18 protein-coding genes are annotated in these 18,490 nt (G+C 53.1%); 13 read left to right on the forward strand and 5 right to left on the reverse strand.

Annotated elements, in window-relative coordinates; all coding sequences use genetic code 11:
* Positions 1-12: 12 nt before the first annotated feature.
* Together JUJ53_RS06110 and JUJ53_RS06115 are read right to left on the reverse strand one after the other, a co-directional pair.
* Complete coding sequence (locus JUJ53_RS06110; RefSeq protein ID WP_204151100.1) at positions 13-129, reverse strand: photosystem II reaction center protein I; 117 nt, start codon at positions 127-129, stop codon at positions 13-15.
* A 95-nt stretch (positions 130-224) separates the two neighbouring features.
* Positions 225-1,517 carry a hypothetical protein gene (locus JUJ53_RS06115; RefSeq protein ID WP_204151101.1) on the reverse strand — a complete coding sequence of 431 codons (1,293 nt, stop codon included), beginning with the start codon at positions 1,515-1,517 and terminating at the stop codon, positions 225-227.
* 144 nt (positions 1,518-1,661) lie between these two features.
* Between JUJ53_RS06115 and JUJ53_RS06120 the strand changes: the two genes are divergently transcribed.
* The 7 genes from JUJ53_RS06120 (at position 1,662) to JUJ53_RS06150 (ending at position 7,864) form a co-directional block, all read left to right on the forward strand.
* Positions 1,662-4,775: an alpha-mannosidase gene (locus JUJ53_RS06120; protein WP_204151102.1), complete on the forward strand. Its 3,114-nt coding sequence runs from the start codon at positions 1,662-1,664 to the stop codon at positions 4,773-4,775.
* Positions 4,776-4,862: 87 nt separating this feature from the next.
* On the forward strand, positions 4,863-6,086 hold the full coding sequence (locus JUJ53_RS06125; RefSeq protein WP_204151103.1) for a PIN-like domain-containing protein: 1,224 nt from the start codon (positions 4,863-4,865) through the stop codon (positions 6,084-6,086).
* Positions 6,087-6,222: 136 nt separating this feature from the next.
* Positions 6,223-6,429 (forward strand): hypothetical protein, encoded by a 207-nt coding sequence (locus JUJ53_RS06130; RefSeq protein WP_204151104.1) that lies wholly within the window; start codon positions 6,223-6,225, stop codon positions 6,427-6,429.
* 318 nt (positions 6,430-6,747) lie between these two features.
* Positions 6,748-6,978, forward strand: a complete 231-nt coding sequence (locus tag JUJ53_RS06135) for an addiction module protein (RefSeq protein ID WP_204151105.1) — start codon at positions 6,748-6,750, stop codon at positions 6,976-6,978.
* Positions 6,979-7,011: 33 nt separating this feature from the next.
* Complete coding sequence (locus tag JUJ53_RS06140; RefSeq protein WP_204151106.1) at positions 7,012-7,218, forward strand: hypothetical protein; 207 nt, start codon at positions 7,012-7,014, stop codon at positions 7,216-7,218.
* 75 nt (positions 7,219-7,293) lie between these two features.
* Complete coding sequence (locus tag JUJ53_RS06145; protein ID WP_204151107.1) at positions 7,294-7,590, forward strand: BrnT family toxin; 297 nt, start codon at positions 7,294-7,296, stop codon at positions 7,588-7,590.
* Complete coding sequence (locus JUJ53_RS06150; protein ID WP_204151108.1) at positions 7,580-7,864, forward strand: hypothetical protein; 285 nt, start codon at positions 7,580-7,582, stop codon at positions 7,862-7,864. Before JUJ53_RS06145 ends, JUJ53_RS06150 begins: the two co-directional genes overlap by 11 nt.
* Positions 7,865-8,099: 235 nt before the next feature.
* On the opposite strand, the gene JUJ53_RS06155 is transcribed toward JUJ53_RS06150, so the two are convergent.
* Positions 8,100-8,711: a PIN domain-containing protein gene (locus JUJ53_RS06155; RefSeq protein ID WP_204151109.1), complete on the reverse strand. Its 612-nt coding sequence runs from the start codon at positions 8,709-8,711 to the stop codon at positions 8,100-8,102.
* Positions 8,712-9,137: 426 nt separating this feature from the next.
* Here JUJ53_RS06155 and JUJ53_RS06160 point away from each other — a divergent pair, with 426 nt between their 5' ends.
* Positions 9,138-10,988 carry a StlD/DarB family beta-ketosynthase gene (locus tag JUJ53_RS06160; RefSeq protein WP_204151110.1) on the forward strand — a complete coding sequence of 617 codons (1,851 nt, stop codon included), beginning with the start codon at positions 9,138-9,140 and terminating at the stop codon, positions 10,986-10,988.
* The gene (locus JUJ53_RS06165) at positions 10,988-11,899 is read left to right on the forward strand and encodes a hypothetical protein (RefSeq protein WP_204151111.1); all 912 of its coding nucleotides are present in this window, start codon (positions 10,988-10,990) and stop codon (positions 11,897-11,899) included. Before JUJ53_RS06160 ends, JUJ53_RS06165 begins: the two co-directional genes overlap by 1 nt.
* Positions 11,900-11,909: 10 nt before the next feature.
* On the opposite strand, the gene JUJ53_RS06170 is transcribed toward JUJ53_RS06165, so the two are convergent.
* Positions 11,910-13,196, reverse strand: a complete 1,287-nt coding sequence (locus JUJ53_RS06170; RefSeq protein WP_204151112.1) for a sugar ABC transporter substrate-binding protein — start codon at positions 13,194-13,196, stop codon at positions 11,910-11,912.
* A 199-nt stretch (positions 13,197-13,395) separates the two neighbouring features.
* Here JUJ53_RS06170 and JUJ53_RS06175 point away from each other — a divergent pair, with 199 nt between their 5' ends.
* Positions 13,396-13,944: a cofactor assembly of complex C subunit B gene (locus JUJ53_RS06175; RefSeq protein WP_204151229.1), complete on the forward strand. Its 549-nt coding sequence runs from the start codon at positions 13,396-13,398 to the stop codon at positions 13,942-13,944.
* Positions 13,945-14,015: 71 nt separating this feature from the next.
* On the opposite strand, the gene glp is transcribed toward JUJ53_RS06175, so the two are convergent.
* The gene (gene glp, locus JUJ53_RS06180; protein WP_239124836.1) at positions 14,016-15,254 is read right to left on the reverse strand and encodes a gephyrin-like molybdotransferase Glp; all 1,239 of its coding nucleotides are present in this window, start codon (positions 15,252-15,254) and stop codon (positions 14,016-14,018) included.
* Positions 15,255-15,598: 344 nt separating this feature from the next.
* On the opposite strand from glp, the gene rpmG reads away from it, so the two are divergent.
* The 3 genes from rpmG to JUJ53_RS06195 all read left to right on the forward strand — a co-directional run bounded on the left by rpmG (position 15,599) and on the right by JUJ53_RS06195 (position 18,261).
* On the forward strand, positions 15,599-15,790 hold the full coding sequence (gene rpmG / locus JUJ53_RS06185) for a 50S ribosomal protein L33 (RefSeq protein ID WP_204151113.1): 192 nt from the start codon (positions 15,599-15,601) through the stop codon (positions 15,788-15,790).
* 75 nt (positions 15,791-15,865) lie between these two features.
* On the forward strand, positions 15,866-16,081 hold the full coding sequence (rpsR, locus tag JUJ53_RS06190) for a 30S ribosomal protein S18 (protein ID WP_204151114.1): 216 nt from the start codon (positions 15,866-15,868) through the stop codon (positions 16,079-16,081).
* Positions 16,082-16,248: 167 nt separating this feature from the next.
* Entirely contained in the window at positions 16,249-18,261 is a 2,013-nt protein-coding gene (locus tag JUJ53_RS06195) for a ribonuclease R family protein (protein ID WP_204151115.1), read from the forward strand.
* Positions 18,262-18,490: the final 229 nt, after the last annotated feature.

Here is an 18,490-nt window from a genome sequence, read left to right on the forward strand (position 1 = left end):
TGACTAACGCTCTTATTCAAAATCCCGACGGTTAGGGTTCCGAGCCGGGTCATTTGAAAGAAACCCAAAGACAAACAGGGCGATGAAAAATCCGACTACGACGTAAACAGCGATTTTAAGGGTCAGCATGGGAATATCTCCAAACAGTTGCCGTCATCAAGCTTTATTATCATACGAAATGACGTGGCCTTTTGCCGAGAGTTTCCTGGGTAGCCCAAGTTGCCTCAGGGGCGCGATCGCTGCACATGTGTCTGAACCCAGTGCCAAAGGGATGTGGCCCGTTCTTCTAGCCACACCATACTTAGATCTAGCCATTCCAAGACTTGTTCGAGGGGATGCTTCACATAGCCCATGACCAGAGCATCGGTTTCGATCCAGTCGGGTTCTCCAGGATCAACGCCGCTAGGCTGGGAATAGATCAAGCTCTCGGCGGGGCTGTCGGGGCTAGCAGGCGCATCGGTGTGCAGCGACGCGGGTTGCTGGGTTTGCAGGGGGGCGGGAGAGGGCTGGGTTGGCTGAAGTGCTTGATAGGGCGTGATCCAGCCGGGGGCTATCCGGGCGGTCGGCGCTGTTGGCCCATGGGTTTCCCAGTCTTCATAGCGCAGACCCCACGATGCGGCTGGATCCGGGGTGGGGTTGGTGGGCACGAGGGCAGAGGTCTCGGGATTCCAGAAGGTGCGCAGGGTCTGCCAGGGCGATCGCTGGGGCCTAGGGATCCGGCGTTCTGGCAGGGCCTGGGCTTCTTGGAATAGATTGGCGGCGATCGCCACTGGCCCAGTCTGCATCCAGGCGATCGCTTGGTTCATCCAGCGCATGGGCGGCAGGACGCGATCGTCGGTCATGGGTAGAGCTAGACCCTGAGTCGGTGGGGCATAGATGCGCTGCTGGTGATAATAGTCGGCTAGGGCTAAGACCATGCGGTGCTGGAGGCGAGTCTGTTGCTCCGGCGTCAGGCAGTCCACCACGCTGTTTTCACTGCCAACGAGGACAAGGGCTTGGCTCGTCACCTGGCAGGCCAGACCTTGGATGACTTGGGTGGTCTCGCCCTGCTGCAGGTAGAGGCGACCGGCAGGTAGAGCCAGGGGCGCAGCGGGTTTGAATCGGGATATGAGCGATCGCAGCCAGTTTTGTAGGCGGGGCGGATGGGGTTCAGGAACGGCTGCAGGATCGGGGATCGCTTGGGCAGGGTCTGACGGCAGCTCTAGGTCATCCTCCCAGATGGCGGGCAGATCTAGCGACGGCAGCGATCGCAGGGTGGCTTGCAGGGGTGTGTCAGCGGTGGGCGGTGGGGACGAAGTTCCCAGTTGGGGTAAGACCCGCCGCACGGTTTGCCGCAGTTGTCGTCCTAAAACGCGGGTCGTTTGGGTAGCTACATAGAAGGGATAGAGCAGCACCTGCACCCCCCAAACCATGGCGACCGCACTTTTGCGCCAGTTTAGCTGCAGGTCGTCCCGCAGACGGCGGTAGTTTTGAGTTAATTGATTTAAAATGCGGCTTTGATAGGGCCCTGTGGTCATGGTGCGATCGTCCTATCGATGGAGGTGTGGTGCTCGAACCCATACACTGAAACAGAAGGCTGCGCGGCAAAGTTGCTAATCAGAAGTGGTGAAGAACCGTCCGCTAGCTGTAGCTCAATCCTATCTCGAATCTTGCCCAGACCCATGATTGATTCTGTTGCCGATGCGGTCACCTGTATGACCCAAGCGAGCGATCGCCTGCGCGGCCTCACCCAGGCTGTCATCCAATCCACCTGGCAGGCGGTCTACGTGCCCGACCTGACCCCACCCACCCAGTCGGCTCCCTGGGCGATCGCTCCTGTGAATGAGCGGGGGCATGTGGCCTGGGCGAAGGGGCAGCAGGTGCTGTGGCTACGGCAGGTGATCCGAGTGTCAACCGCTCTCGATGGCTATCCCCTGGCGGGATTGACGCTGCGGCTGTCGCTGCTGTGGTGGGCCGAGGTTGCCCAGATTTTTGTGGATGGTCGCTTGGTGCAGGAAGGGGACTTGTTTGACTGTGCCGTGCGGCTGATGCTCAGCGAGGCGGTGCAGCCAGGGCAGGACTTTGAGGTGGCGCTGCGGTTGGTGAGTCCGGGGCATGATGACGGAGCCTTGGTGACCTCCATTTGTCTGTACGAAAATCCCCAGGGTGGTCTGGAGCCGGTGCCGGAGCCGGGCTTTGTGGCGGATGAACTCACGGTAATGCTGCAGTACTATCAATATTTGGCTCCTGAGAAACTAGAGGCGATCGCCCATGTTGTCTATGACATACCTTGGGATGCCCGTACTCACCGAGCTGCCTTTGATCAAGCCTTGGCGGGATTGCGCGATCGCCTGCGCCCCTTGGGTGACCTGCTCAAGCAGCGGACAATCTCGGCCCTAGGCCATGCCCATTTGGATCTAGCCTGGCTCTGGCCAATTCCGGAAACCTGGGAAGTGGCAGAACGCACCTTCCAATCGGTGTTGGATCTGCAGGCAGCGTTCCCTGAACTGCTGTTTGGTCATTCCACCCCGGCTCTCTACGCCTGGCTGGAGGAGCATCGTCCCGAGATGTTCGCCCACATCCAGCAGCAGATTCAGCAGCAGCGCTGGGAGGTGATTGCTGGCCTGTGGGTGGAGCCGGAGCTGATGATTGTTCAAGGAGAATCAATCGTCCGGCAAGTGCTCTATGGTCAGCGCTACTGCCGCGATCGCTTTGGTGACTACAGTGCCGTGGCCTGGCTGCCCGACAGCTTTGGCTTTTGTGCCCAACTGCCGCAGATTTTTAGCCAAGGCGGCATTCGCTACTTTGCCACCCTGAAGCTGGACTGGAACGACACCACCCAATTTCCCCATCGTTTGTTCCAATGGCGATCGCCCGATGGTAGCCAGATGTTGAGTATGATGCTGCCGCCGATTGGTGTGGGTATTGATCCCATCAAAATGAGCCAGGTGGCTGGACATTGGGAACAGCAAACCCAGGTGCAGGAATCGCTGTGGCTGCCCGGCGTGGGCGACCATGGCGGTGGCCCCAGCCGCGACATGCTAGAGGTGGCACGGCGCTGGCAGCGATCGCCCTTTTTCCCAACCCTGACCTTTGATCGGGTGCATTCGGTGATGGATCGCCTGGCCGCATCCTCAACGTCTCTCCCCGTTTGGCAAGACGAGCTGTATTTAGAACTCCATCGCGGTTGCTACACCACCCACGCCGATCAGAAGTGGTACAATCGCCGCTGTGAAGAGGCTCTTTACCAAGCGGAACTGTGGTCGAGTCTGGCTACCCTAGTGACCGCCTGCGACTATCCGGCAGCGGACTTGGAAACGGCTTGGAAACAGGTCTTATTTAACCAATTCCACGATATCTTACCCGGCACTTCCATTCCTGAGGTGTTTGTTGATGTCAATCAGACCTGGCAAGCGGCCCTCGAAACCGGACAGGATCTTCGCGATCGCGCCCTAGAAGCGATCGCCCGCCGGATTGATGCAACGCCTCCTAGATCAGATGCTCGTCCGGTGCTGTTGGTGAATTCCTTATCTAAAGAGCAATCGGCGGTGGTGGCGTTATCCTTACCCGATGCGAATTGGATGGCCATAGATCACCAAGGTCAACCCCTACCGGCCCAGCGCAGCGGCACGATAGACGCTCCTAACCTTTTGGTTTCAGTCACGGTGCCCAGTGTGGGCTATTGCCTGGTGTGGCTGGTGCCGGAAACCTCGATGGCAGTACCAGGAACTAGCGATCGCCCAGACCACTGGTGTTTAGAGAATGACCATCTCCGGGTGCAGATTGATCCCGAAACCGGCAATATTGCTAGCCTCTATGATTGCCAGAGCGATCGCTCCGTGCTCAAGGCTCCCGGCAATCAGCTTCAAGCCTTTCGCGATCGCGGTCAATATTGGGATGCCTGGAACATCGCCCCCGACTATGCCGACCATCCCCTACCGCCCCCAACTCTAGTCTCCATCCAGTGGCAGGAGTGGGGCCCTCTGCGCCAACGGCTGCGGGTGGTGCGCCATCTGGGGCAGTCTACGATCACCCAGGACTATGTGCTAGATGCGCGATCGCCCCTTCTGCTTATTGAAACCCAGGTGGACTGGCAAGAAGAGCAGGTGGTCTTGAAAGCTGCCTTTCCTTTAGCGATCGCTGCTGATGTGGCGACCTATGATGCTCCCTTTGCAGCGATTGAGCGATCGACCCGACCCACAACGCCAGCGGAGCAGGCCAAGTGGGAAGTGCCGGCGCTGCATTGGGCAGATGTGACCCAGGCGCATGGGGACTACGGCGTCAGTCTGCTCAGCGATACGAAGCATGGCTACGATAGCCAGCCCAGCCAACTGCGCCTAACGTTGCTGAAGGCTCCCCTCTGGCCAGACCCTCAAGCCGATCGCGGTCATCACCAGTTTACCTACGCTATTTATCCTCATTGTGGCAGTTGGCAAGCTGCCCACACGGTTCACCATGGTAAGTATCTGAATCAACCCATCCAAGCGATCGCTCTCCCTGGAGTTGGAGATACGCCGACTCTGCCACCGGTGGGCAGCTTTTTGGAACTGCCCGATAATTTGATTCTGGCGTCCTTGAAGCGATCGGAGGACTCGCCGAACCATTGGATTATCCGTACCTATGAATGCCATGGACAACCTGCGCCGAGGGTTGATTGGGCAAATCTTGGTCTGCTCTCGGCCTATGTCGATCCTCAGTCGGTGCGGCCGGTTAATCTATTGGAGGAAGAGCAAGCCCTGGAGGTTCCCTCAGATCGTCCGTGGGCGATCGCGTCTGTAAACCTCCGCGCAATCTAAAAGATAGGCTAGACTTGATATGCCTAGCAGGCGATCGATCAACCTACGGATTCTGCATCTCATCCAATTTGATATACAGGACAACCCATGTCTACTAATGATTTTTTGTTGTTCATTGATGCAAATAAATACTTAGACTTGTATCGTATAGATCAAGGAAAAAAGCTGCTTGCACCCTTAGGAGAGCAGGTAGATTATATTTTCGTGACACAACAAATTGTTAATGAAGTCCAGCGTAACAAGATCCTAGTAGCAGCCGACTTCTTGAAGGAAAAGGTTAAGGAACTGAAGCTGAAGACTTTTAACTTGCCAGATCACTTGTCTGCGAGTATTGATCATCGCACGGAAATTCTCCATCAAATGAGCGAGATTTCTCAAAATATTAAGAAAGTAAATGCTGAGATAGATGCTTTGGTATTAAGCATCATGGAGCAAATCAGTCGCTCAGAAGATGAAGTATCAAAGGCACTCTCTCCAATTTTTGCTAATGCTATTCCTCATTCTTCTGAAGAATTACAAAGAGCGAGAGAACGTAGGGAGCTTGGCAATCCGCCAGGAAAAATTACTAATCCGATAGGTGATCAACTGACTTGGGAGCAGATTCTTACTCGTTTTAAAGGTAAAAAACGGCTATGGATTATTTCCAGAGATGGTGACTACGGCACTGTCTACGGTGGTCAAGGCTTCGTGAACCATTTTCTCTATAACGAACTATGTAGCATTACACCTGAACCTGAGGTCTATCTCTTTCAAGATATTGTTGAGGGCATCAGTCATTTTGTTGATACAACCAGGGTTAAGGCAGACAATCGCTTGACCCCTGAAGAAGTAGAAGAGATTGAGAGGGAAGAAAAGTCTTTGCCCAACCTGACTCAACTAAATAAAAATCTACTACAGGCAATTGAAAGTGTGAGACAGCTTAGCCATCTAAATGAAAGTGCGCTTAGCCAGCCAAATGGAAGTGTGCTTAGCCAGCTAAGCGAAAGTGTGAGACAGCTTAGCCAGCCACATAAAAGTGTGCTATGGGCAATCGAAAGTGTAAGACAGTTTAATCAGCCAAGTGAAAGCATGCAGCAGGCAATCGACAGTCTGATTAATCAGCCAAGTGAAAGTATACAGCAGGCAATCGACAGTCTGACTCAACAAAACGAAGGTTTGTTAAGAGTATTTAGTGAAGCTCAAAAAAATTCGAGCCAGATATATCAACCTTTAGAGAACACTCAGGAAGAATTAAAGGAAGAAAACGAAAAGCCTAGAATTTTTCCGCCATCATCCAGAGAAAGTGAGAACGGCGAAGAAGATTTGGGATGATTTCAGAACTAGGCAAAAAGTATTAAAAAGGCTTTAAAGCGCCTAATGCAAATCCGTTAAGATATGCTTTCATTTTTCATGCCTTAACCCAATAACACTGATTGATTAGGTAAACACGATAGAGGTCTTAAAACCGATGACGTTTAGCGATGTGGTCGAGGTAGTCAAAAGCCTTTCTACAGATGAAAAGCGTGAAATTCAGTTTTTATTGCAACAATATATCCGCGAGGAACGCCGTGATGAGATGTATGCTAACTTCAAGGCAACTCAAGTTGAACAGCAAAAAGGTGAGTTGAAGTTTTCCTCCAATATTAAGGAGTTGCAACAATTGATATTGGAGTGATTGTGGAAGTCAGTGTCGCCGGTTGGTTAATCTGTTGGAGGAAAAGCAAGTCTTGGATGTCTACTTAGCTTGTCCTTGGGCGATCGCTCCTCCCAACCTACACTCAATCTACGGGATAGGCTAGACTTGATGCACCTTGCAAGCGATCGCTCTGCCACAGGAGCTAAATCTGGACGCCTCGTACTTATGGAGGTGCGATCGCGGATTTGGCTTTAGATGGGCTGTACTGAGTTGGCTGAGACGAAGCTCTTAAGCCTTTATCACGTTAGATTTTGATATAGTTGTATACAGTTTAGCTTTTTGCAAGAGATTGGGGCTATGCGGTCAATTGAGCAACTGACTGAGAAACTATTGTCCTTGCCTAGCAAGTCAAGAGCACTCTTGGCAGACAAGTTGGTGGAAAGCTTAGAGTTAGATGCCGACTCAATCATTCAGGTAGTCTGGTTAATCGAAGCTAGGCTTCGAAGAGACGAGGTGCGAAATGGTTCTATTCAACCCATTTCAGGGGACGATGCTTTGGCGCAAGCTAGACGACGGATTGAGCCATGAGATATGTATTTTATCCTGCAAGGAGGAATAAAAATGCCGACTAATGCTTCGTTAGAGGAACGTCTTGCAGCAATAGAAGCTGCGATCGCTCAATTGCAGCAGCAAACTGAAATCTCTCAACAGGTGAACTGGCTGCAACAAATTACCGGGTCATTCAAGGATGAGCCTGCCTTTGAAGAGGTACTTGCCTATGGACGAGCAATCCGCCAAGGGAATGAGTCTCTACTGGCTGAGTACTAGAAATTAAGTCGAATCCAGGCATTTAGCGCTAGCATGTATTTACATCGTCAATACATATTGCCTACAATATAGGGCATGGATGTATATTTCGTGCTCAATGGCATTACCTTCGCTTGGAATGACGAGAAGGCTAGGGTTAATCCCCTAAAGCATAATGGAGTTACCTTCCAGCAAGCTGCGGAGGCTTTCTTCGATCCATTCCTTATGGTGGTTGATGCAAGTCGCAATGATGAAGCCCGCGATGCTGTCATTGGTTTGGACAGACGCTGGAATCTTTTATATGTCGTCTATATCGAGCGTGAAAACGACACCATTAGGATTATTTCGGCACGCAAAGCGACAAGCAAGGAACGTGAGTACTATGAAGGTTGATGCTTTGAAACAACGCTTGAATAGAGATCGGCCCATGACAGCGATTACGATTCGGATGCCAGACGATGTGATTGAAGATCTGAAGCGTCTAGCTCCACTATTGGGTTTTTCGGGGTATCAGCCATTGGCACGGGCCTACATTGGTCAAGGGCTGCGTGCCGACCTTGAGCGATTAGAGGGCGATACTGTCTCTGCGTTGATTGCCAGCTTGAAGCGCCATGGTGTGAGTGATGAAGTCCTTCAGGAAGCACTGGATGAGGCTACGCAGCGCTAGCTTAGAACTCAATGGTGCGGACGGAACCATCCATCTGTGGGAATTCGACTGAATTCGACTGCAGGCAACGATCTCTGCTCTACCATGCTCATCGGCTTATGGCAGATGTTTCGTGGCTAAATCAGGTATCCTATCGGTCACTAGTACTTTGATACAGAAGTAACCCGCCTATTTGCTAAGGCGGAAAACCTTGTGTGTCCTGGATTTTTTCGTTCTTCTGTTTTGCAGCACGAACCTAGGCGCTGGCGGGCAGTCGGTAGGTGACTTTGCTATCGTTAACTACGATGCTGCCTTGCTTTTCCAGATGTTTCATCAACAGATCTAAATCCCGAGGCGCTAGCTTTTTGGCAAATAAAGCGTGAATTGAATTGCTGAGGGTTGTCACCGTTCTAGGGCGAGAGTTCCCTCGTTTGGATAAGTCCTCAATGATCACCTTGATGCGTTCTTCGGTGCTATCAGGAGACTCTGGCGCTAGTGCTTTTGCCAAGGGAATATCTGTAATCGCTGGATGTCTCTGAATAAGGATTTGCTTGCTTTTCAGATGCTTGACCAATGGATCATATCCCGTATCCTTGGAAATAATATGGAAGTAGTGATCGGGGGATGCTTGGGAAAGTTGACCGATGTAGAAGGCAAGATGGAAGTCTAGAGAATTCGATCCGCAGTTTTCAATTTTGATGTAGCGACCGCGATCGCCCATCTGCTGTAAGGAATCGGCAAACTCAAAGGGTACTTTAGATTGATTGCAGCCAATAAACACCATCGCTCTAAAAATGGGGTCTTGGAGTGCATAAAGGTTGGGCGGTTGAACATTTTCGTAGTCAACCAGCACATGATTAATCTTCACTCGTACTTATCCTGTTGCTGACTATGATATCTCTAAAGGGGCTGGGTGCTTGGTGGTGCCAGTGCAGTGAGCAAGGTGTTGATGAACAGATAGGGGGCGTTGGTTCCGATACTTCACGGTCAACTGTTTAGGCTAGAAATCCTCATAGCCTTAGACTTCAGATGCGATCGCTCTATGGGGCATGGCGATGATCGGACTGTAGTTGCATGTATGACATAGAATGCCCAGTCTTGCCATTAAAATCACTCATGGTTTTAACTACGAGATCTGGGTTGCTTTTTCCAGACAACTAGGGAAATGTGATGGCGCGATCGCCCTATCATCCATTCTGAAAAGTGGCACAGAGAATCGGCAAGACAAGAATCTCCGCTGCATTCTGGAACTAACGCAATGAATCTATGAGTCGTTTCTCTCCCCAATTGTTCCATGCAAAACGCCTACATTACCCAAATTGGCAAATTCCTGCCCGGTGACCCCATTGGCAATGATCAAATGGAAGACTACCTTGGACGGGTGGGCGATCGCCCCTCGCGGGTGAAGTCGCGCATCCTCAAAAGCAATGGCATTCAGCAGCGATACTATGCCCTCGATCGCCAGCAGCAGCCCACGGCGACGAATAGCCAGATGGCGGCGGCGGCGGTGCGCGATCTGTTGCAGCGTGCAGACCTTGAGCCTCAAACCATTGACCTGCTAGCCTGCGGCACCACTTGGCCAGATCTGCTGGTGCCGGGTTTTGCCAGTATGGTGCATGGCGAACTGTCGGAACTGTCGCCCCTGGAGGCAGTATCCAATCAGGGGGTTTGCTGTGCGGGGGTGGCGTCGTTGAACTATGCTACGGCCCAGGTGCAGTTGGGGAAGCGTCAGAATGCGATCGCCGTGGCCTCGGAACTGGCGTCGCGGTTGTTTAAACACAGTCGCTTTGAGGCGGAGGATGCTATTCAAGCGGGGCAGTCGCTATCCTTTGATGTGGAATTTTTGCGCTGGATGTTATCCGATGGGGCGGGTGCTCTGTTGGTACAGAATCATCCGGCTGCTCAGGGAATAAGTTTATGCATTGATTGGATCGAGTCGGTATCCCATGCCAATGCTTATCCGGTCTGTATGTATGCTGGGGTGGATAGCCCAGATACGCTAAAGGGCTGGATGGATTATCCCTCCTATGAAGCGGCGGCTAGGCAAGGGGTGATCAATCTACGGCAAAATATTCGCTTGCTGGATCAGGTCATTCGTTTAGGCATTGAGGGCTGGCTGCGCTTGATTGAACGGGGGCGGGTGCGTCCAGAGGAGATCGATTGGCTCCTCTGTCACTATTCATCCCACTTTTTCCGGGGTCAGATTGTAGACTTGTTAACCAAAGCCGGCTGTATGATTCCGGAGGAAAAGTGGTTTACTAATCTCTATACCCGAGGAAATACGGGGTGTGCCTCTATTTACCTGATGCTGGAGGAACTCTTCCAGTCGGGTAAGCTCCAGCCGGGGCAAACCATCTTTTGCTTTGTGCCCGAAAGCGGCCGGTTTACCACCGCCTACATGAAGCTGACGGTGGTGGAAGGGGCGGTGCGGGCGGTGAGTCTACCCACGGCTGCTGCACCGGTTCAGGTGCCTGCAGAAGCTGTAGATGCTTCGACCGTTTCGGCGGATCTTCTGCGACGTCTAGCGCTGGTGTGGCTGGAGTTTGAGCGCCAGTTGCGATCGCTCCCCATGATTCGCCGCCTGCATCGCGGGGAGTTCACCTTGGATGACTACAAGGCCCTGCTGCGCAATCTGCGTCCTCAGGTTGTGGAAGGAGCTCGGTGGATTGCTCGGGCGGCATCGAATATGACCGATTTTCGGCTGCGGTCTACATTTATTGGCCATGCCCAGGATGAACATCGAGATTTCCAGATGCTGGAGCGCAATTATGTATCTGTCGGGGGTGACTTAGAGGAGATTGTCAACGCTGAAAAGAATCTTGGTTCCGAGGCGCTATCGGCCTTTATTTTCCATCAAGCCTCCCGCGAGAATCCTGTGGACTTGGTGGGCAGTATGTTTATGATCGAGGGGCTGGGCAATCAGTTGGCGGGGCAATGGGCCACCTTGATCCAGCAAACCCTGGGATTGACCAAAGAGCAGGTTTCTTTCCTGGCCTATCACAGTGCCAATGATGAATCCCACATTGCTAAACTTGATGCCATTCTCAATGCCGAATGGATGACCGCAGCGATCGCTGATCGGATTGTGAAAACTGCCCAAGTCACGGCTCGTTTGTATGTGCTGCAATTGGAGGAAATTCGCTAATGGTGTGGATACCTGAACAACGCGATCGCCGCGATCCTAGCACCTGGGATACGCTTTATCTTGACCAAGCAATTCCGGTGGATCCCGTCGCTAAGTCCTACATGGTGAAGGATCTCAAAAGCTGGTCGCGAAATTATTTACTGATTCCAATCAAGGTCATGGCTAATGTGGGGCTGGCCTGCATTATGACCCTGAAGCGACTGTTACCCTTTCAGTTTCGCGCCTATGGGTTTATGCATAAAATGGCGGCTTGGTTTTTGCAAACCTTTGTGACACCAGAAGCCTGTTATTTAATTGTGCGCCATCTATGTATCGGATCCAATATTGTCAATTTCCTCATTGATAATGGCCCTGATCCCACCATAGAGCGATCGCCCCTCTATCCCCGTACGGTGGCAGATCTGGCAGATCAGGCATTCCTAGAACATGATCTGATTTTGTATAACTTCGTGCTGGATTACCATGAAGCCCAAACTCGTAATCCTGATTGGTTAGACCAAGTTCGCCGGCGCGGACTCGATTTCAGCAGCGTTCAGCCCGTACATCTAGATATAGACGTGAGCCAACGAGGCTGGCTGCAGGTGCTGGATTTGGAATGTGCGGTGGAGTTGTTTAAGATTATTTATTCGTTTTGTCTCACCAGCGCTGAGTTCGAACGGGCAGTGATTTCCCTGCAGTTTGATGAAAACTTTGGGCTATACGTCAGCAAAATCACCGGCGATTATGACTGGAACCACGTCGTGCGCAATCGCCATCCCCTTGCGCCCAACAGTCCTTTTGCCGCAGCCCGCAATTTGATGATCCACGGCATCACCTCCGAATATCTTTACCGATATCTGGAGCTAAGTGCTGAGAGCGATCGCGCCTCCCGTCTGTCCGTGGAGATGTCTACACAGACCCAGCCAACATGAAGTTCGATAACTAACGCTGGTTCCAGGCCTGTTCTGCATCCGCGATCGCCTGTTCAACGGTCTTCTGGTCAAGCATCGCAGCCTGCAGATTCTCGTAGACAATTTTCTGCAGTACCTTGATGTCTTCAAGGGGGGGCAGCAACACCTCCGCCTCGCCCATTTGGCTAGCGCTCACCACCCGCGCCTGATCGGCTGGGGCTGCATCATCAGCGATTTGGGTAAAATACTCGTCTTCCAAGGCGGCTATTGTGGAAGGCAGCACGTTGGCTTCTTTAGCAAAGGCGAGTTGATTAGCGTCGTTGGTGACGTAGAGGGCAAACTTCACGGCAGCTTCGGGGCTGTCGGTGCTGCGGGGGACGACTAAGTTCATCACGGCAACATTCTTAGCGCCAGTGGTGCCGGTAATCTGAGGTGTGGCGATGGAGGTGGCAGCGATCGCGGGAGCATTGGTGGCGATCGTCGAGAGAAATTGGGGCCCGGTAGATAGCAAGGCTACTTCCCCGGATTGGTAAAGTTCAATGGCGCGACGATGTCCTTGGGTCAGGGCTTCACGGGGCAGGAGGCCGTCTTTATAGAGGGTGACCCAATAGTCAAAGGCGGCAAGCCCTGCAGGTGTATTGAAGGCCGCTTGCCCTTGCTCATCGACTAATTGCACGCCCATTTTCACAAAAGATTGCAGCACTTCGGCAGAGTCTTCTGGCACAAAGGAGACGAAAAAGGCGTACTTACCGGTGCGTTCCCGTATTTGGGCAGCAGCGGCAGCGAGTTCCTCAAAGGTGCTGGGCGGGGTGGTGATGCCAGCCTCGTCTAGAATGGCCGTATTGCTAATGGTGATACTGGTGGCTAGGTACCAAGGCAGGGCAAAGCTTTGACCATTGAGGCTATTGGCTTGCCAAATCTTGGATAGATACTGTTGCTGCACCTCAGCAGGCACCTGCTCGTTCAAATCTAGCCAGGCATTGCGACCGGCTAACTGCAGGGCAAAGTCGGGGTTGAGGTTGACTACGTCTGGGGCTGTACCGGCGGATACGGCCGTGAGGATTTTGCTCTGCATGTCTGACCAAGGCACATCCACCCAACGCACGGCCAGGTCGGGATTGTCGGACTCAAATTCGGCGATCAAGGTATTGAAATAGTCTGTGAAGTCGGGCTGGAGCTGCATCGTCCAAAACTCAATTTCTTGGCGACCATCAGCGGATTGCCCAGACGGCGTGCCGCTACAGCCAAGCAATGCACTGAGCAGGATGCCTAGGACTGCAAATAGGCTGAACCGTTTCCAACTCTTCCACCGTTTCATATGCGATCGCTCTTGTTCTGGACGTGTAATTCTGGACGTGGGACGTAAATGTCATGAATGCAGCCTAAATTATCGCACCTCGTTTCAGCGATCGCCCTCCGCTGATTGGATTCGATGCCACATTTGCGTAAAGTAATGTAAAGATGCAACTGTGTTCACATTAAGAGCGATCGCCTCTGTTCATCCTTGGGAGCTTTCTATGGATAACCCCATTTTGCCTTCGACTGCCTTTCTGACTGTCTTACTAGCGATCGGCCTACTGTTTTTCATCCGCGCTTCCACCAAAGACCGGATTGAGGTGAGTCAACTGCTGGCTGACCAGCCCCAAGAGACCTTGCTGGAATCGCTTCAGAGCTATTTCAGCGATCGCGCCTATGTGATCACGGCGGTGGATGCGGAGACGGAGCAAGTCACCTATGAAGGTTTTGTCAGTCCCAGCATTTTTCTGGCTGTATTTCTGACGCTCTTGGCAGCAGTCGGGTTTCTTTGCTTGGCTCTAGTGTTGGCTATGCTGGTGCCAGCGACGGCTGGTTGGGCGATCGGTTTAGTGGCTCTGGCACCCTTGGCGGGGGTGTTCTATTGGAAAAAGTCGGCGCGTCCGGAAACGGTGTACCTGAAGGTGGAAACCGTCGCGCTAGACGATCCATCCTCCCCAGACCCCCGCAGTTTGGTCACTGTCACCGGGCATCGGGATGAGCTGGCTGAGTTGCAGCGATCGCTGAAGCTGAAGCTGGTGGAGTCCGACTGAGAGCTGGGATGAAAGGGTATTGTCCGGACGTGACCCTCGTTCCTACACATTGACCAACACAACGTTGATGACTAGTCCAGCAGAATGATCCGCACTGAACCGCCGATGGGAATTTGCTTCTGACCGATGGGGATGATGGCAAGACTGTTGGTCTGCGCCAAGTTGATCAAGTTACCGGAGCTATGGCTGCCGCCCGCCAGGTTAAATTCATAGGCTCCATTCAGGTAGTAGGTGGAGCCCCAGAGATAGGTTTCCCGCTTGCCATCCGACTTGAGCAGTTGACTAGGGTGCCCCATAACAAAGGTGGGACGCCAATCCGTTGTGATGCCCGATAGCTTGCGTAGGGCCGGCTGCACAAAGCGCCAGACGCTCACCAGCGCTGACACTGGATTGCCCGGTAGCCCAAAATATAGATGCGATCGCCCCTCTCGTTCCAAGGTGGCAACGGTTAGGGGTTTACCAGGTTTGACGGCCACAGCGCGAATGTGGAGGGTGCCGCCCAGGTCTGCCAAAATCCGATCAACATAGTCATAATCTCCCACGGAAACGCCGCCGGAGGAGAGCACCATATCGCTCTGGGCAACCGCTTGGGCGATCGCTGCCTTGAGCTGATCAGGATCATCAGGCACAATGCCCAAACAAATCGCCTCTGCGCCGGTGCGCTGCACCAAGGCGGCTAGGGCATATTGGTTGGAATCTACAATCTGACCCGGCTGCAAGGGTTGTTCTGGGGAGACCAGCTCGTTGCCGGTGGACAAAATTGCCACCCGCGGCCGCCGATACACCTGCACCTGAGGGCATTGGGCCGCCGCCAGTACGGCAATATCTGCCGCTCCTAAACGCGTGCCGGCCCGCAGTAAGGTTTGCCCGGCTTTGTAGTACGCGCCCTGCCGCCGCACGAAGTCGCCTCGTTTGGGAGGTTCCATGATAAAGATGCGATCGCCCTCGCGCTGGGTATGCTCTTGCATAATCACGGTATCGGCCCCCTCGGGGAGCATGCCGCCGGTGAAAATCCTGGCTGCTTGCCCTGCGCCCACGGATTGCTGGGGGAGGTAGCCTGCGGGAATTTCTTCGGTAATGGTTAGGGACACGGGCTTGCCCGCGCCCTCTGTCTTGGTATCCATGAACCGTACGGCATACCCATCCATGGCCGAATTGTCCCAGTGGGGAAAGTCAAGGGAACTAACGACATCCTCCGCCAAAATGCGCCCATCGGCAGCCAGCAGCGACACAGATTCGCTGTCCTGCTTAGCATCGAGGGGGGTCATTAAGTCAAGAATTTTGGCTTCGGCTTGGTTAACGGGCATCAGCATGGAAATGGGTCGCTCCTCGTGAGGGTAGAACGTGGGGTTGGAATGTTGGTTTGGAATGTGAGGTTGGGATGTGAGGTTGGGACTGGCGAGACAAGCGTTGGCAGGCTTAGACCCTAGGTCGGGCGATGCTCCCGCTTGAATAGATGGAGGCTCGCCCGTAGGATGAGAAGGCATCCATCTCCGAGGAACCCCTCAGGGTCATCGGAGATGGTCAAAGAGCTGGTGATCTCGCGAATTGTGGAGAAAGAGTGCTAGGAATTGCACAGAACCGCCATCGTATGAAATAATTGAAATTTGTGTCTGTAATTATTCTCGTCTCGTAATCTCGTTGTCGCAAAACTATGGCTGCTAAAGGCGCTCGTCTCATTATTACGCTGGAATGTACGGAATGTCGCACCAACCCCGACAAGCGATCATCCGGCGTCTCTCGCTACACCACCTCCAAGAATCGGCGGAACACCACTGCCCGCTTGGAACTGAAGAAATATTGTCCGCACTGTAACAAGCATACGGTTCATAAAGAAACCAAGTAATGCTGGGTCAGCGGCTGACCTATTTTGAACTGATATTTTCTGTGTTGATTGATTGGACTGAGTAATCGTATACCCATGGCATATTATCGTCGTCGCGTTTCTCCCATTAACCCTAAAGATCCCATTGACTACAAAGATGTAGATCTGCTCCGTAAGTTTGTCACCGAGCGGGGCAAAATTCTGCCTCGTCGGATCACTGGCCTCACCGCCAAGCAGCAGCGTCAGCTCACCCGCTCGATTAAGCAAGCGCGCATTCTGGCTCTTTTGCCGTTCATCAACCGCGAAGGCTAGGTTAGAGCTAGGCTATGGGGCAATATTGCCCTGTGCTCTAAGGTTAGGAGTCCGGTGAGGTGTACTCTAGGTAAGTCGGCAGCCGTTGCGCAGCCTCCTTGTTGTTTCTTCATCACGCTTGATGCAGTCAATATCGGTCAATCAGCAATCCCTCGGCAACCTCACCTATGGATAAGGGCACTCTAGTTGAGTTTCGAGTCAGTGGCGATCGCCGTCTTGGGGTGGTTGACCACGCTGAAGGCAAAAAATGGGTGGTTGTCGATGATCGAGGGCTATCCCATACGCTGCATACTCGCCAAGTGACCTATGAGGTTACCGGGCAGACCTATAAAGCTGACCAACTGGAAGCATTTTGGGCCGGCATCCAATCCTACCTAGATCCCTCTAGCTTAGAAGTCGCCTGGGAGTTGCTCGTGGAGGATGGGGAAACAGTCGATCCATCGGAGATGGCCCTGCTGCTTTTTTCTGACCAAACTCCTGAGCTATGCTACGCGGCTCACTGCTTGCTGTCCGATGACAAGCTGTACTTTAAGCAAAAGGGCGATCGCTACGAGCCACGCTCCGCTAGCCAAGTGGCAGAACTCAAGCATCAGTTCACCATGGCCAGCCAGCGGGCCCAAGAGCGAGAGTCATTTTATGCAAGGATTCAGCAAGCCCTGCAGGGTGAGCCGGTAGAATGGCAAAAGAGCGATCGCCCTCGGATAGAAAGTCTAGAGCGATTTGCAACCCTAGGGGATGAAGCGATTCACCCAACTGCGGCCTTGGAGATACTAGCAGGGGTGGGCTACGCCGAAACGGCTGAAGCGGCATTTCAACTTTTGGTTGATCTGCAGCTTTGGGATCCGCACGAAAACCTTTTTGTGCGGCGCAGTCAGCTCCCCACGCAGTTTCCTAGCAAGGTTGTCGAAATGGCTCATAGCCGTCTGCTATCTCCCCCGCCCGATACGGATCCGGATCGACTCGATCTGACTCATCTAAAGACCTACACCGTTGATGATGAAAGTACGAGTGAGATTGACGATGGTCTGAGCCTAGAAACGTTAGATACTGGCATTCAGCGTCTTTGGGTTCACATTGCCGATCCCACCCGCTGGCTGTCCTTAGGCGATGATATTGACTTAGAAGCCCGCCGTCGCTGCACCACGGTCTATCTGCCGACGGGGATGGTGCCCATGTTTCCCTCGGAGCTAGCCACCGGGCCCATGAGCTTGGTGCAGGGCGAAATTTGTAATGCCCTAAGTTTCGGCGTGATTTTGGATGAAACGGGTGAGGTGATGGACTACACCATTGCCCCCAGTCTTGTGCGTCCCACCTATCGCCTCACCTACGATGATGTGGATGAGATGTTGGAACTAGGGGTGAAGGCTGAAGCTGAGCTAGAAGCGATCGCCCGTTGGGCAGATGTCCGTCAGGCTTGGCGCACATCCCAAGGTGCTATCTGCATTCGTATGCCAGAGTCATCCATCAAGGTGCAGGAAGACGAAATTATCATTCAAGTACTGGATGATTCCCTGGCCCGTCGCTTGGTGGCTGAGATGATGATTTTGGCGGGGGAGGTGGCTGGCCGCTATGGTCAAGCCCATGGACTGCCCCTACCGTTTCGTGGGCAGCCCCAGCCTGAACTGCCTTCCGATGATGAGTTGATGCAGTTGCCGCCGGGATTGGTGCGGGAATGTGCCGTGCGGCGCTGTATGCCCCGCAGTGAAACAAGTATCTCGCCCATCCGCCACGCCAGCCTAGGTTTGGATACCTACACCCAGGTCACCTCTCCAATTCGTCGCTACACAGACCTGATTGCCCACTTCCAGATTAAGGCCCACCTACGGGGCGACACACCTCCGATTGCGGCGAAGGAACTGGAAGATATGCTGCTGTCGGTGAGTTCCACCGCCTACGAGTCTACGCTGGTGGAGCGGCAAACCAATCGCTATTGGGGGCTAGAATACCTGCGTCGTCATCCGAATCAGTCTTGGTCGGCGCTGATCCTGCGATGGCTGCGGGAGCAGGACAATTTAGGGCTGATCCTCATTGAAGATTTAGGTTTAGAGTTGGCGATGCGCTTTAAGCGAGAGGTGGAGCTGGGGGATCATGTGGAAGTGAAGGCAAGCTATGTCGATCCTCGTAAAGACATCATCCAGTTTGTGGAGCTGCTGTCTGACCCCGCAACGGTGGCATCCTAGCAGGGGCCCTCTATCGTTGATGGCTGGTGAGTAAATCACGTAGATGCTAGATACTGCCAGCATTTAAGCTGGATTCGTTACCCGCACACCTGGTTTGCCTTGGTAAACTAGAGGTTAAAACTGTAGGGGCGGGTGACGGATCTCTAGAGATCCATCAAGGATCGCTAAAGGATCGCTGCTGAACTTAGCGACTGTAGGGGTTGGGTAACAGCCAGCCGTTCCCAAACGA

It is taken from the genome of Leptolyngbya sp. CCY15150 (assembly GCF_016888135.1).
Taxonomy (GTDB): Bacteria; Cyanobacteriota; Cyanobacteriia; order RECH01; family RECH01; genus RECH01.

Coding starts and splice junctions, on each gene's coding strand:
- JUJ53_RS06110 (WP_204151100.1), bottom strand. CDS start 129: ATGCTGACCCTTAAAATCGCTGTTTACGTCGTAGTCGGATTTTTCATC.
- JUJ53_RS06115 (WP_204151101.1), bottom strand. CDS start 1,517: ATGACCACAGGGCCCTATCAAAGCCGCATTTTAAATCAATTAACTCAA.
- JUJ53_RS06120 (WP_204151102.1), top strand. CDS start 1,662: ATGATTGATTCTGTTGCCGATGCGGTCACCTGTATGACCCAAGCGAGC.
- JUJ53_RS06125 (WP_204151103.1), top strand. CDS start 4,863: ATGTCTACTAATGATTTTTTGTTGTTCATTGATGCAAATAAATACTTA.
- JUJ53_RS06130 (WP_204151104.1), top strand. CDS start 6,223: ATGACGTTTAGCGATGTGGTCGAGGTAGTCAAAAGCCTTTCTACAGAT.
- JUJ53_RS06135 (WP_204151105.1), top strand. CDS start 6,748: ATGCGGTCAATTGAGCAACTGACTGAGAAACTATTGTCCTTGCCTAGC.
- JUJ53_RS06140 (WP_204151106.1), top strand. CDS start 7,012: ATGCCGACTAATGCTTCGTTAGAGGAACGTCTTGCAGCAATAGAAGCT.
- JUJ53_RS06145 (WP_204151107.1), top strand. CDS start 7,294: ATGGATGTATATTTCGTGCTCAATGGCATTACCTTCGCTTGGAATGAC.
- JUJ53_RS06150 (WP_204151108.1), top strand. CDS start 7,580: ATGAAGGTTGATGCTTTGAAACAACGCTTGAATAGAGATCGGCCCATG.
- JUJ53_RS06160 (WP_204151110.1), top strand. CDS start 9,138: ATGCAAAACGCCTACATTACCCAAATTGGCAAATTCCTGCCCGGTGAC.
- JUJ53_RS06165 (WP_204151111.1), top strand. CDS start 10,988: ATGGTGTGGATACCTGAACAACGCGATCGCCGCGATCCTAGCACCTGG.
- JUJ53_RS06170 (WP_204151112.1), bottom strand. CDS start 13,196: ATGAAACGGTGGAAGAGTTGGAAACGGTTCAGCCTATTTGCAGTCCTA.
- JUJ53_RS06175 (WP_204151229.1), top strand. CDS start 13,396: ATGGATAACCCCATTTTGCCTTCGACTGCCTTTCTGACTGTCTTACTA.
- rpmG (WP_204151113.1), top strand. CDS start 15,599: ATGGCTGCTAAAGGCGCTCGTCTCATTATTACGCTGGAATGTACGGAA.
- rpsR (WP_204151114.1), top strand. CDS start 15,866: ATGGCATATTATCGTCGTCGCGTTTCTCCCATTAACCCTAAAGATCCC.
- JUJ53_RS06195 (WP_204151115.1), top strand. CDS start 16,249: ATGGATAAGGGCACTCTAGTTGAGTTTCGAGTCAGTGGCGATCGCCGT.